At 60.3% G+C, this 781-nt stretch carries 2 protein-coding genes; one reads left to right on the top strand and one right to left on the bottom strand.

Going from position 1 to position 781, the window contains the following annotated elements; all coding sequences use genetic code 11:
* A partial coding sequence (locus tag Q7A36_RS40360; protein WP_305109420.1) for a CsbD family protein occupies positions 1–257 on the bottom strand: 257 nt, incomplete at its 3' end.
* Positions 258–601: 344 nt separating this feature from the next.
* Here Q7A36_RS40360 and Q7A36_RS40355 point away from each other — a divergent pair.
* Positions 602–781: hypothetical protein (locus Q7A36_RS40355; RefSeq protein WP_305109419.1), on the top strand; the 180-nt coding region annotated here is incomplete at its 3' end.

Raw genomic sequence — 781 nt, 5'->3', positions numbered from 1 at the left:
GCATCCAACCTCGGCGTAGCGGGCTCTGCAGAGATCCGCTCGACCTCCGCACGGAGGCGCTCGACCTCAGCTTGCGGGTCATCTGCGACTTCGTGGTCTGCGTCTCTGATGCTGCCGGCCGTATTCCGCAGGGTCCCGGCGGCCTGCTCGGCACGTCCTTCCACCTGTAACTTCGTATCACCGATCAGCCGCCCCGCTTCTGCCTCGACACTTCCCCTCATCTGCTGAGCGACGCCGATGATGCGATCCGAATCCATGGTTATCTCCTACTAAGGGTTCCGAAGTGCCCAGCCGGCGGCGCGGGACAGATTCGATCTTCTAACGTCAGAAACACGGCCCTGGTTCTTCGTTGTGACTACTCCCCCGCCTTCAGGCGGGGGAGTAGTCACACGTTGCGGTTTTTGCAGGCTGATCACCACGGCAGGAGCGCTGTCCGGTGACGCACCTCCTCCGGCGGACGGCACGCGGTGGAATGGGCGTTTTTCCGCTTAAACTTTCCTGCCGGCCTCTGTGCAAAACATCGAGAAGATCGGTTGATTTCCGTTTCCCATAGAACGGCCGCATTATAGAGGCGTGTTTTCCGTTTCCATGGAGAAGCTTCGTGGCCAAAGCGTCGCTAGGCCGCCCCCGCACTCAACGGGCCCGAACATCGTCGGTACAGGATGTACCTTTTAAAACCTCCGAGAGCGAGAAGAGCATGGAGCACCCGGCCTTTATCCAGGCATTGGAGAACCTCAACGTCGGCGAGCTTCGCCGGGTCATTGCCTTTGCTGAAGCCCGC

It is taken from the genome of Paracraurococcus lichenis, from assembly GCF_030657435.1.
Lineage (GTDB): Bacteria > Pseudomonadota > Alphaproteobacteria > Acetobacterales > Acetobacteraceae > Paracraurococcus > Paracraurococcus lichenis.
The sequence above is the reverse complement of the archived record's forward strand: the minus strand, read 5'-3'. Positions and strand labels throughout refer to the sequence as shown.